Source organism: Helicobacter japonicus, assembly GCF_000762845.2.
Lineage (GTDB): Bacteria > Campylobacterota > Campylobacteria > Campylobacterales > Helicobacteraceae > Helicobacter_C > Helicobacter_C japonicus.
The window spans coordinates 117,232-129,121 of sequence record NZ_JRMQ02000005.1; the positions used below are offsets into that span (position 1 = coordinate 117,232).

Sequence of the window (11,890 nt, forward strand, 5' to 3'; positions counted from 1 at the left end):
TTTTTACACTTTAAATATTTCTACCTGAATCTATGGCATAGCTAAAAATACCTTTATGCCGTTTCAAAGCACTTGTAAGGGCTTGATACATTGTGCTATTTTTACCCATTTCACTTGTTTCTACATCTAAATCTACACTATTGCCATCATTTTTTGCTAAATGTCCATCTCGCCAAAACATTGTGGCAGTATCTTTATCTATTCGTCTTGTATCAAGGTGTTGGCTTGAAGTTTTTGCAAGTTCAAGCTTATAACTTCTAGGTGCAGTGTCAAATAGCTTTTGATTTTCTCTCGCCAAATATTGCTCAAAATTGACATCTTTTGGGCGATACAAAGGTGTATCAACATTAGCAAGATTTGAAGCAATCATATCTTGACGAATTGAACGATAATCAAGTGCCTTATGGACGATAGGATAAACCTTTGAAATATCTGCAATAGCCATTTTTCACCTCATATTGTTTTTGTAATGATTTCAAGCAAAATACATTCCAAATAAAGCCTCACCTATATAAGAAGCTTAATGAGATAAGAAAGCTTAAGGCAAGGTATATTATAATATTTTTAAATAGATAGAGCATCACTTGAATAAAAGGATAGCAATGTATAAAGCATCACATTTTGACTTTACCGCTTTAGATAGTGAGGATTTTAAAGAAGATTCCGTGCGGGAGCTACTTATTGCACTACTTTTAAAAGGGCTGGGCTTTGTGCCCAAAGATTTTAGAGAATCTAGCAAGAAACCAAAGGAAGCAAACAAAGATTCTAAGCTAGAAATGGCTTTATCCCTAAAGCTTAAAAGTCCCACAATTCTAGGGAGCAATCAAAAAATCACCTTTGATAAAAACACTTTTCCCGATTATGTGTTATATGTAGATTCTAAACCGCATTGTGTGTTGGACGCAAAAGCCCCAAAAGTAGAGATTAACTCTCAAAGCAAGGCAGAGCGACAGGCGTTTTATTATGCGATAAACCCCGAGTTAAAAGCTCCCTTTTACGCACTTTGCAATGGCAAAAATCTCACACTTTTTGAGACCAATGGGCAGAATCTTTTGCAAGAATTTTCTTGCGAGGAACTTTTTAGCAATGGCTTTAAAAATGAATATTTTGCGCTTTTGAAACAATACCTTACCACACCCATAGAAAGCTTAAAGCAAACTCTAACGCAAGATTCTAAAACACCTAAAAAACCTGATGAATGGTATTTAAGTAGGGAGTTACCAAAGGTAATTACAAATCCCAAAAAACAAGCAAAAGCGCGTTATTTTGGTTGCACTGCTTACTTTACGCGGCAGAGTTGGGATATTGTAACCCAAAATATCAAAAACTTCACAGATAAGGGCGATATCGTGCTAGATAGTTTCGGGGGCAGTGGCGTAACTGCGATAGAAGCGATGATGAATGGACGAATTGGAATCCACACCGATTTAAATCCACTTTCTATTTTTATGACAAAGGCGTTGAGTGCGGAAGTAGATTTAAGTGCACTTTATGATTTAAGCGAGGACATTTTAAGCGAGTTTGAGAGTTTGAAGCCTAAAAATGAAAAAGAAGCAAAAGAAATGCTAAAAAATGCAAAATATTATCCTAACGCGCTAGATAGCGAGTTTGGAGAGATTGCCACGCAAAAAGAGCAAGATTCTACACTTTGGATTCCACAAGATGAGATTTTACCCAAAGGCAGTGATGTAGATTCTGTGCTAGGGCTGTTTAGCGACACTCAACTTGCAGAACTCGTCCTTTTACGAAAGCTTATTTTCAAGCACACCACACCAAGTGGAAGCAAGGAAAATAGAATCTACAAAAGAAATATGCGTTATTCTTTAATGTTGGCGTTTTATAATACTTTGAGTTTGATAAATTTGACTTATCACGAGACTAAATCACGCAAAGGAAGCGCAGGAAATTATTTTGCATTTTATGGGCGTTACAGACTTGCAAAAAAACCTCATTTTTTGGATACTGCAGTAATTTATAGGCAAAAAATTAAGCGTATTACTAAAGGCAAAAGAGAGTTGGAACCTAGACAAAAACTAGAATCTCCGCTAAGCATATTTTATCAAAGTTATTTTTATCCGCTTGAAAATGTCATCAAGGACTTTAGCGGCTCTATGATAAACCAAAGGGGAAATATAGAAAAAACCGATTCGGTTTTGCAAAAAATTAATGGCGAAAAAATCTTTCAAGCAGACGCGACAGACTTAAAAGAGATAGAAAGCCAAAGTGTGGATTTTATCTACACCGACCCGCCTTATGGGGCAAAGATTCCTTATTTGGATTTAAGCACAATGTGGAATGTCTGGCTAGATTTGCTTGTGGATAACGCCTTAAAAGAAAAAGAGTGCATAGAAAAAGGAAGTTTAGAAAAAAGCAGGGAGGAATACCACGCACTAATGATAGCAAGTTTGAAAGAAATGTATCGTGTGCTGAAATGGAATCGTTGGTTAGCCTTTGTGTTTCAGCACCAAGACCCGCAATTATGGCAAATTCTAGTAGAGGAGGCGCAAAAAATTGGCTTTGAATATGTTGGCAGTGTAAGGCAGGGCAATGGACAAACAACTTTCAAAAAAAGGCAGTTTAAAACTTCTGTGTTAAGTGGGCAACTGATTATTTATTTTAAGAAAGTGCAAAGCCCTAAAACTCTAGCAAAGGAACATTTGGGAGATGATATTACCGCCCTTGTGCTTAATCACGCAGAAGCCTTGATTGCTAGAGATGATGGGGCGACTTTGGAGGAAATCCACGCTGAAATTACTATCAAAGGCTTAGAACTTGGCTTTTTGCATCAATTAGGCAAGGATTACGAGGATTTAACACCGCTCATTAACGCAAATTTTGACCTTGATGAGACAAGCAGCAAATACCATATTAAAAAAGGGCAAAAATTTAAAAGCCACGCAATCTCGCTAGAGTTAAGAACAAAGTATTTTTTGCTCTCTTATTTGCGCGGGGCAAAACGACAAGGTAAAAGGGCTTATTTTGATGATATTTGCTTGGAAATTATCCCGCTTCTTAAAAATGGTGTAAGTCCCAGCAAAGAGAGTATTAAAGAGGTTTTAGAAAGCATAGCCACCCCTGTGCGAGAGAGTGGCGAATGGGTTTTAAAGGGGGAAAATGTGGGGTTGTTTGATGAGTTGGATTTATTATAAAAAGGAGTTTAAGTGGATAAAGTAGGATATATTGACAATGAAGCAGAGCAAAGACTAAAAGTAGAATTTGTGCTAGAAAAGAATCGCATTACGCCAAAAAGGCAAAAAGATAGAGAGAATCTCATCTCTGCTTGGGGCATAAACGATGAGATTTTAGAGGAGTTTTTGGATTTGGTCAATGAGAATATAAAAGACAATGAAGAAAAAATCGGATTACTTACAAATATAAAGGAGTATCGGTTTTTAGAATATGGGGAAATATATGATATAGCCTCTTTTAAGTTTGGAGAGGAGGTGACACAAGGACAGATTGAATCTTTGATTGATAAAATTTGTGATAGTGCAATTTTTGAGTATGAAAATTTAGTGCTTTGTCCCAAAGAGAAACTATAAGGCAAGAATTTCAAGCAGGAGCATCGCAATGCCTAAAACCAAAGAAAGCATAAAAATTTTAAAAGTTACAGGGCAAACCAACATTGAATAAAGAAAGCGTTACTTGCTTTATGTAACACTCACAACCTGAGTTTTACAAAGTATATCGTGCAGACATCGTCCATCTTTGCGAAAAATGCCTATAAGTAGCCCAAAAAGGAAGCTCGTGCCAAATACCCATACTACATAGCGCACAAATGAGCGTATAAAGCCTACCTTGTTTATGTTGTTTATAGAATCTGCTTTGTTTTCTACTTGAGATTCTAAAAATTGTGGATTCTTAGAATCTGCCTCATCACCATAAGATTGATGAGAATTATATCGCACAAGTTTTAGACACATATAGCGATAGCCCGGCGTTTGTGAGGTAAATGCAAAAAAAAGTGAAAGTATTACGCCATAGCCTATTCCACAAGCAAAAATCACATTTTGGTTATGCGTGAAAGCTTCTTTGCCATCTAAAAAAACATAAGTCGTAAGATATAAAAGAGGCATATTTATCATAAACATATCGGTGATAAAAGCCTTTATGCGCTCACTTGCATACATTAAGTGCAGCTGTTTTTTGAGTGAAAATTCACTTAATTTTATCCATTGAGATTGTGATTCTTCTCTTTTAGAATCCGCTATGTTTTGTTTTGGTTTATTGGCTGATTTGACTTTGCGCCAACGCGTAGGAGTTGCCATAGAATCTAATTTCCTCGACTTCCAGGTTTGATTGCTTTTTGCTCTCCTGTTTTACACAAAGGGCAAGAATGTGGTTCATACATATTAAACACAAAATCTTCTAAGGCAAAAAGCGGGACATCTTCTGGTAATCGCGCTTCTTTTTTACGGGGGAGGTTTGAGCCTACGCGTTTGCAGAATCCTCGATTTGCTAACCCTGCATACGCTACGACAATCGCACCTTCAAATTCTACACATTGAGCAGATTCTAAGGCAGAACCGCCTGTGGTAATAATATCTTCACATACAAGCACTTTTTCACCTTTTGTTACGCTAAAACCTCTTCTTAGCTGCATTTGCCCTTCAACACGTTCTGTGAAAATAAATCTTGCACCTAATGCTCTTGCAAGCTCATATCCTGCAAGGATTCCACCAAGTGCGGGAGAGCATACGCATTCAACTTTGATATGAGATTCTAGAATTTGTTGAGCTAAAGCATTTGCTAATTCTGCGGCAACTTTTGGATTTTCAAGCACACGAGCAGATTGAAGATAATGGTCAGAGTGATTGCCGCTACTTAAAAGAAAATGTCCCTTAAGCAAAGCGTTAGCATTTATGTAGCACTGCTTAACATCAAGCATAATAACTCCTTATATGGTAAGATTAGAATCGGTATGAGTATTTGAGATAATTGACACTTGCACCCCTTTTTGTTTCATAATCAAGCAAATCATAGCCGATGAAAAGCTCGTGATGTATGCCATAAGTAAAAATTGGTCCAAATGCAAAAGTAGGATAAAACCATTTTTTATAGGTTGTGCTTAGTAGAGGTTGTGCTGCGCTATCTGTGCGTGAAAAATTATATGCTCCTATTGAACCAAGTCGCACACGGAATCCTATAAAACGAGAGACATAGATTCTATATTCTGCAGAGATACCTCCACGATAAATTTGCATTTTATTAGGTTGTGTAGCATCAAATTCTAAATCCCCAAATGCGCCATAATTTGTGCGGTCAAAAAATCCAAATACGCGTAATGAATGGATATTTTTAAAAATAAAATCATATCCTGCTTCTACACTTAGCATACTACTTGTGCCAAGTGAAGGTGTATAAACAGCTCCAAGACTTACAAGTGCATAAGAGCCTTCTCGTGGATTTTTTGGTTTTTTGATTTTAATGCCATTAATATCATAGAGTAGCTCTTGTCGTGTGATTGAGACATTTCCTAGCACTTCTTCTGGTGCTTTGTCGCGCGAGAAATCTTGCACAGGCACTTTTTGCGCTCCATACATAATGCTACATAATGTGAGCCACCCTAGCATAGCGTAAAGTTTTATCCTCATCTCGCTCCTTTCTCATAGACTTGCTCGTCTTTGGCATAAAAATTGCATTATTCTAATATATTTTTGTTATACTTGCAAAAAAATGACAGATAATTTTGAGATTTAAGAAGCGAATCTCGTGCCAAATGTTTAATATGTCAATCTTTATTTGAAAAGGAGTAAAAATGCGTATTTTTAGTTTTATTTTAGGTTTTATGTTTTGTGGATTATGTTTTGGAGCAGAGCTAGAAGGATATTATATGACTCATAAAGGCGAAAAAGGACAGCAGGCTATTGTTGAATTTTTTAAACAAGATAATAAATATTATGCCTATGGTTTTGCTAATGTCGATGGAAGTGCGCCCAAAAAAGATGTAAATAATCCTAATCCAGCTTTGAGAGAACGCTTTGATAGGGGGAGTGTGTTTGTTTATAATCTTGTGAGAGATGGTAAAAGCGATGTTTTTAAAGATGGTAAAGTATATAATTTTGATACAGGAAAAGAGTATTATGCTAAGATAACCCTAAAGGGTAATACACTTGAATTGCGTGGAAGCATCGATAAATCAGGCATTATGGGTGAGACAAAAATTTGGAAAAAGCTAAGTAATGAAGAGGTTAAACCCTATCTTTCTCAAAAACCAGATTTTTCTATTGTGGAAAAAAGTCTTAAAGATATAAAACCTTAATGTCATCTCTATCAATTTCACAGAATCTTGAAGAAGCCATCAATTCGCTTAATGAATCTCAAGTGCAAGCAGTTAAGCATATTGATGGAGCAATGCTTATTCTTGCCGGAGCAGGAAGTGGCAAAACAAAGACAATTACTACGCGTCTGGCTTATCTTATTAATGAAGTTGGGATTCCAGCAGACAATATTCTCACACTTACATTTACCAATAAAGCCGCAGGAGAGATGAGAGAGCGAGCTTTAACACTTTTGGGTGATTTTGCTGATACACCTCCACTTTTATGCACATTTCATAAATTTGGCTTACTTTTTTTACGTTTTTATATTCATATTTTAAAGAGAGAGGCAAATTTTGTTGTGCTTGATTCTGCTGATAAACGCGCAATACTAAAAAAAATATGCAATAAGTATATTCCGCCATCACAATGTGATTATTATATTTCGGATATGAAAAATGTTGCCCTTTCACCCTTAGAGGCACAAGAATATGCCCATAGTGAAGAAACAAAGCTAATGAATAGAATCTACGTGGAGTATGAGCAGTATTTAGAGAGCAAAAATTTACTTGATTTTGATGATTTACTCTATCTTACTTATAAGATTTTGCAACAAGAGCAAGAGATTGCTAAAAAGATGAGTGAAAAGTATAAGTATATTATGGTTGATGAATATCAGGATACAAACGGCATTCAAAGCAAGATTCTACAAAAATTATGTATAAGCCATAGCAATTTATGCGTAGTGGGTGATGATGACCAGAGTATTTATGGGTGGCGTGGGGCAGATGTGCGTAATATCCTTAACTTTCCAGAGTCCTTTGATGAAGTAAATGTCGTTAAACTCGAAATAAATTATCGTTCAAGTGAGCAGATTCTTAATGCTGCAAATGCTCTTATTTCTCATAATACAAAGCGTTTAGGTAAGAATCTAACAAGTATTAAGGGTGCAGGAGAGAAAGTAAGGGTTGTAGAAAATGATAGTGAAAGCACAGAAGGAGAATTTCTCGCAAAAGATATTGCCAAACTTCTCTCTCAAGGAGTAAATCCTAGTGAGATTGCTATTTTATTTCGTATCAATGCGCTTTCTCGAAGTGTGGAGGAGGGATTTAATCGCTCTAAGATTCCATATAAACTTATTGGGGCTGTGCGTTTTTATGAACGCGCAGAAATTAAGGATTTGTTGAGTTATTTGCGATTAATTGTGAATCCTCACGATGATTTTTCATTTTTACGCATTATTAATCGCCCCAAAAGAGGGATTGGCAAGGTGGGTCAATCACATTTAGAACAACTTGCTTTAAATAAAAATCTCTCACTTTTTGCTACACTTGAAAATTATCCCATAGAATCTACTAAAGCACTTGGTGGTAAGCCCTATGAATCGCTTATAGAGCTTATAGGACATATCAAGCGGTGGCAGCATTGTGAAGACATCATTGATGTGATTGAAGATATGCAAAAACAGATTGAATTTAGTTTTAGTAAGCTTGATGAAGTCGATAGACAAGGGAATATTGAGGAATTTTATGGAATGTTTCGTGATTATATCATTCATAATCCAGATAATACAATTGCAGATTTCTTAAATGATTTGGCTCTTGCAAGCCCTACCGATGAGGTTGTAGGCGATGCAGTGAGCTGTATGAGTGTGCATATGGCAAAGGGCTTAGAGTTTAAATATGTGTATGTGATTGGCTTAGAGGAGGGGTTTTTTCCTTTGTATAGTGATGATGATAATTTGCAAGAAGAGCGGCGTTTGGGTTATGTGGCAATTACTCGCGCAAAAGATTTTCTTACTTTATGTTCAGCAAAAAGTAGATTCTATAAGGGCAAGAGAGAATGGCTGAAACAATCGCGTTTCATACAAGAAAGTAATGTGCTTGAAAATATGCCTACAATGCCACACAAAAACATAGTGCAGGATACGCAGGGGACATTTGCTAAAGGTATGCAAGTGCGCCATAAGCTTTTTGGTGTGGGTGTTGTAGAATCTGTGATTGGCACAGGCGCACAATGCAAACTCAAAATCAATTTTGCAGGATTGGAGCGTGAAATAAAAAGCTCATTTGTTCAAGCTCTAGAGGAGGATTGATTGAAAAAAATATCTTTATGTGTAATGATGATGTGTTTTTTTGTATCTGGATTAAATGCCTTTAATGGTGCAGATAATGTGTATATTCCAGATTCTAAATTACATTTGCAAAAAAGCTATCAAATAAGCAAAAACGATATTTATTCTACTGATATATTTCCCCAGATTGATAAACGCTTTAAGATAGCTACATTTCCTACGGATAAATTTAGTTTCAAGCTTAAAAGCGTGGATATAAAACTTATTTTTATGCGTTATGGTTATGATATTGTAGATTTTGAAAACGAGTATGTAGAATTTGTGTTTGTAAGTGATATGCGTGAGAATGAAGCACTTGAATTTCTAAAAAAGATGTATATTAAGCACTATGGTGAGAATCTTCATATTAAAAATGTGCTCATACGACCCTTAGGGAATATGCCTCAAAAATATGAGATTATACATTTTGAATTGCCCGAATCTGCACTTAAAAAACATAATGGCACTTTAGCTATGAAATATCGCACATCATCTAATACACAAATAAAAAAACTTACTTTTTTATATAGTCTTGATGCAACATTGCAAGTTTTAAAAAGCACAAAAAATATCGTTACAAATGAAGTGTTAGATTCAAATAATACCTATATGGAATCTATTGCTTTTACGCGTATGGGTGCGGAGTATGTAGGTAAAAATGAGCTTTATAAAAGTAGTGCAAAATTTTTTATCCGTGCTAATAGTATCATTACTCGAGATAGAATCAAACCAAAAATCATTGTAAAAAAGGGTGATAAAATCCGTGTGCTAGGTTATGAAAATGGTATTACAATGGAAGTTATGCTAGAAGCACGACAAAATGGTATATATGATGAAATAATCAATGCTAAAAACCCTGCTAGTGGGAAGATACTTCGCGTGAGAATTACTGATGTAGGCAAGGGTGAAATATTGTAGAATCTAAAAGAAGCGTATATGTGTATCAAGGAGAATAAATTGGAAATAAAAAAGCTTGTAATTGGTATTGGCGGGGCAAGTGGTGTGCATTTAGGCTTGAAATTTATTGAGTATATCCCAGATTCTATTGAATTATTTGTCGTGATAAGTGAGGGAGCTAAGGCAGTGGCTTTGAATGAAATGGGTGAAGATATTAAATACGCTCTTGATAGGATTCAATATAAGCGACATTTTAGAATCTATAATGAAGATGAGCTAGATAGCAGTGTTTCATCAGGAAGCTTTGGTGTGAATGCAATGGCGATTGTGCCTACAAGTATGAATCTTTTAGCAAAAATTGCAAATGGATTATGTGATGACCTTATATCACGTTGCGCAAGTATTATGCTAAAAGAAAAGCGCACATTGCTTCTGGCTCCACGTGAAATGCCCCTAAGTCCTATTGCATTAGAGCAAATGAGTAGGCTTTCTAGCTTTGGTGTGATTGTTGCTCCGCCAATTGTAGGATATTATGCAAAACCCAGTGATTTAGAATCTATGGAATGTTTTTTTGTTGGTAAATGGCTTGATGCGCTCAAGATTCCAAATAATCTTTATAAACGTTGGAAACATCATATAGAGGGAGAATAAATGAGAAAACTCGCGATTTATCCGGGCACTTTTGACCCTGTAACAAACGGACATTTGGATATTATCAAACGTTCTGTTGAAATTTTTGATAATGTAATTGTAGCAGTAGCTTCTTCATCAGCTAAAAATCCACTTTTTACGCTTGAAGAGCGCATTGAGATACTAAAAAGAAGCACACAAGATATTCCTAACGCACATATTGAGGGTTTTTCTAATCTCCTTGCAGATTTTGCAAAGCAAAAGGGTGCGAGAATGGTTATACGAGGATTGCGAGCAGTGAGTGATTTTGAATATGAATTGCAAATGGGCTATGCAAACGCTTCTTTGAATGCAAATCTTGAGACAATTTATTTTATGCCAACCCTGCAAAATGCCTTTATTAGCTCCTCTGTTGTCCGCACAATCATTGCGCATAATGGTGTTTTTTCTCATCTTGTGCCACAAAATGTTGCAGATTTTATTCAAACACTTTACATACAGCATAAAAGGAATAAATAATGTATGTAGCAATTGAAGGTGTAGATACTTGTGGCAAAAGCACGCAAATTGAATTATTGAAAGCACATTACCCTCAAGCAATTTTTACTAAAGAACCCGGTGGAAGTGCAATCGGAGAGAGTATAAGAGACTTAATTCTCTTTGCACCACAAAGACAGGAATTTGTGCTTGATGCTTATGCAGAGTTTATGCTTTTTCTTGCTGATAGGGCTCAACATTATTATGAGGTGCTTAAACCAAATGAAAATAAATTGCTTATTTCCGATAGGAGTGTTATTTCAGGTGTTGCTTATGCAAGAGATATAGATATGATGCAAAGTATTGCTTTTAATAAAAGTGTGTTAAGGGGATATTTTCCTGATTTAGTCGTGCTTTTATGGTTAGAGCGTGTGCATTTAACGGAGCGACTAGCACAAAAGACACACGATAGTATTGAGAGTAGGGGTATTGATTTTATGCTCACAATTCAAGAGCGTCTTTTGGAATCTATTAAGTGCATAGGACTTCAACACATAGTGATTGATGCAAATAAGGGGAGAGATGAGATTTGTAATGAGATTATAAGTCATATTGAAAAAGTGAGTAAGAAGATATAAAAAAATTATTGTGTGGAGGATTGTGAGTGAAATGTCTTGTATGTGAGAAATTTTCTTATCAAGTCATATGCAAGGATTGCCTAGAGATTATTCCCCTCACACCTCGCTTTAGAATCCTCCCAGATTCTATAAAAGTATATAGTTTTTATCGTTATGAAGATGTTGCTCTGCTTATGCAGAGTAAATATCATCTTATTGGCTCACGCATTCTAGCACTCCTTGCTAAAAAGGCAGCGCAATATTTTTTTACACAAAATACAGAATCTTTGCATAATATTGCACTTATTGGGTTAGATGATTATCCTTATTACGCGTATTCTCATACGGGTGTGATAGTAAAAGCATTTACTAAGCAAAGTAAGGGAAAACTCAAGGGATACTATGGAGCATTAAAAGCACAAAATGATGTGAAATATGCAGGTAAAAGCTTGCAATTTCGACAAGAAAATCCTAAGGGTTTTGTTTTGCAAAAAACTCTTAAAAATTCTCATCTTATTTTACTTGATGATATTATCACAACTGGAACGAGTTTTAATGAAGCTATAAAAGTGCTTGTAGATTATCGTATTGCATTTTGTTTGGCACTTTGTGATGCAAGATAATATATTTTTTTGAGATGTGATGATAAAAATCTTAAGTAAAGTATTTGATAGAAGAATAGATATTAATTGCAAAAAGAGCAGAGTATCAAAATATAGCATATTTATTAAGAAAGGGTAAGTGGCTTAAGACATAAGCCACTTACCCTTTCATATGTGAATCTTTTAAGTGTTTTCTAAAACCTCTTCTTATTCACATCATCTAATATATCTTTAGCTACCTTATCTACTCTCTCACTAATCTCTGCACTAGAATTAGCAATATTGACATTCTCT

At 35.6% G+C, this 11,890-nt stretch carries 13 protein-coding genes; 9 read left to right on the plus strand and 4 right to left on the minus strand.

What is annotated here, in order from left to right:
- Nucleotides 1–10: 10 nt before the first annotated feature.
- Nucleotides 11–445 carry a flagellar basal body rod protein FlgB gene (gene flgB / locus LS65_RS05230; protein ID WP_034360864.1) on the minus strand — a complete coding sequence of 145 codons (435 nt, stop codon included), beginning with the start codon at nucleotides 443–445 and terminating at the stop codon, nucleotides 11–13.
- A gap of 157 nt (nucleotides 446–602) precedes the next feature.
- Between flgB and LS65_RS05235 the strand changes: the two genes are divergently transcribed.
- Together LS65_RS05235 and LS65_RS05240 are read left to right on the plus strand one after the other, a co-directional pair.
- Nucleotides 603–3,149, plus strand: coding sequence for a DNA methyltransferase (locus LS65_RS05235; protein ID WP_034360866.1), 2,547 nt, complete (start codon nucleotides 603–605; stop codon nucleotides 3,147–3,149).
- A 12-nt stretch (nucleotides 3,150–3,161) separates the two neighbouring features.
- The gene (locus LS65_RS05240) at nucleotides 3,162–3,542 is read left to right on the plus strand and encodes a hypothetical protein (protein ID WP_034360868.1); all 381 of its coding nucleotides are present in this window, start codon (nucleotides 3,162–3,164) and stop codon (nucleotides 3,540–3,542) included.
- Nucleotides 3,543–3,650: 108 nt separating this feature from the next.
- Here the strand turns inward: LS65_RS05240 and LS65_RS05245 are convergent, their stop codons facing one another.
- The 3 genes from LS65_RS05245 to LS65_RS05255 are packed head-to-tail and all read right to left on the minus strand — an operon-like array spanning nucleotide 3,651 to nucleotide 5,594.
- Nucleotides 3,651–4,268 (minus strand): RDD family protein, encoded by a 618-nt coding sequence (locus tag LS65_RS05245; RefSeq protein ID WP_052061001.1) that lies wholly within the window; start codon nucleotides 4,266–4,268, stop codon nucleotides 3,651–3,653.
- A gap of 5 nt (nucleotides 4,269–4,273) precedes the next feature.
- Entirely contained in the window at nucleotides 4,274–4,888 is a 615-nt protein-coding gene (gene pyrE, locus LS65_RS05250) for an orotate phosphoribosyltransferase (RefSeq protein WP_034360870.1), read from the minus strand.
- A 22-nt stretch (nucleotides 4,889–4,910) separates the two neighbouring features.
- On the minus strand, nucleotides 4,911–5,594 hold the full coding sequence (locus LS65_RS05255) for a hypothetical protein (protein ID WP_236096642.1): 684 nt from the start codon (nucleotides 5,592–5,594) through the stop codon (nucleotides 4,911–4,913).
- Nucleotides 5,595–5,758: 164 nt separating this feature from the next.
- On the opposite strand from LS65_RS05255, the gene LS65_RS05260 reads away from it, so the two are divergent.
- Genes LS65_RS05260 through LS65_RS05290 form a run of 7 tightly spaced genes read left to right on the plus strand, consistent with a single transcriptional unit; the run spans nucleotide 5,759 to nucleotide 11,617 of the window.
- Nucleotides 5,759–6,262, plus strand: coding sequence for a DUF2147 domain-containing protein (locus tag LS65_RS05260; protein WP_034360872.1), 504 nt, complete (start codon nucleotides 5,759–5,761; stop codon nucleotides 6,260–6,262).
- Nucleotides 6,262–8,355 carry an ATP-dependent helicase gene (locus tag LS65_RS05265; protein ID WP_034360874.1) on the plus strand — a complete coding sequence of 698 codons (2,094 nt, stop codon included), beginning with the start codon at nucleotides 6,262–6,264 and terminating at the stop codon, nucleotides 8,353–8,355. The genes LS65_RS05260 and LS65_RS05265 overlap by 1 nt, the downstream gene beginning before the upstream one ends.
- Entirely contained in the window at nucleotides 8,356–9,291 is a 936-nt protein-coding gene (flgA, locus tag LS65_RS05270; protein ID WP_034360876.1) for a flagellar basal body P-ring formation chaperone FlgA, read from the plus strand.
- Nucleotides 9,292–9,330: 39 nt separating this feature from the next.
- The gene (locus tag LS65_RS05275) at nucleotides 9,331–9,921 is read left to right on the plus strand and encodes a UbiX family flavin prenyltransferase (protein WP_084707879.1); all 591 of its coding nucleotides are present in this window, start codon (nucleotides 9,331–9,333) and stop codon (nucleotides 9,919–9,921) included.
- A complete protein-coding gene (coaD, locus tag LS65_RS05280; protein WP_034360880.1) occupies nucleotides 9,922–10,419 on the plus strand; it encodes a pantetheine-phosphate adenylyltransferase in 498 nt (165 codons plus the stop codon). It abuts the gene before it with no gap.
- Nucleotides 10,419–11,015 (plus strand): dTMP kinase, encoded by a 597-nt coding sequence (gene tmk / locus LS65_RS05285; RefSeq protein WP_034360882.1) that lies wholly within the window; start codon nucleotides 10,419–10,421, stop codon nucleotides 11,013–11,015. The genes coaD and tmk overlap by 1 nt, the downstream gene beginning before the upstream one ends.
- Before the next feature lie 26 nt (nucleotides 11,016–11,041).
- Nucleotides 11,042–11,617, plus strand: coding sequence for a ComF family protein (locus LS65_RS05290; protein WP_034360884.1), 576 nt, complete (start codon nucleotides 11,042–11,044; stop codon nucleotides 11,615–11,617).
- Nucleotides 11,618–11,890 lie beyond the last annotated feature (273 nt).

Bases quoted from the DNA above. Each gene is read 5' to 3' on its own strand.
- flgB (WP_034360864.1), bottom strand. From the start codon at position 445: ATGGCTATTGCAGATATTTCAAAGGTTTATCCTATCGTCCATAAGGCA.
- LS65_RS05235 (WP_034360866.1), top strand. From the start codon at position 603: ATGTATAAAGCATCACATTTTGACTTTACCGCTTTAGATAGTGAGGAT.
- LS65_RS05245 (WP_052061001.1), bottom strand. From the start codon at position 4,268: ATGGCAACTCCTACGCGTTGGCGCAAAGTCAAATCAGCCAATAAACCA.
- pyrE (WP_034360870.1), bottom strand. From the start codon at position 4,888: ATGCTTGATGTTAAGCAGTGCTACATAAATGCTAACGCTTTGCTTAAG.
- LS65_RS05255 (WP_236096642.1), bottom strand. From the start codon at position 5,594: ATGAGGATAAAACTTTACGCTATGCTAGGGTGGCTCACATTATGTAGC.
- LS65_RS05260 (WP_034360872.1), top strand. From the start codon at position 5,759: ATGCGTATTTTTAGTTTTATTTTAGGTTTTATGTTTTGTGGATTATGT.
- LS65_RS05265 (WP_034360874.1), top strand. From the start codon at position 6,262: ATGTCATCTCTATCAATTTCACAGAATCTTGAAGAAGCCATCAATTCG.
- coaD (WP_034360880.1), top strand. From the start codon at position 9,922: ATGAGAAAACTCGCGATTTATCCGGGCACTTTTGACCCTGTAACAAAC.
- tmk (WP_034360882.1), top strand. From the start codon at position 10,419: ATGTATGTAGCAATTGAAGGTGTAGATACTTGTGGCAAAAGCACGCAA.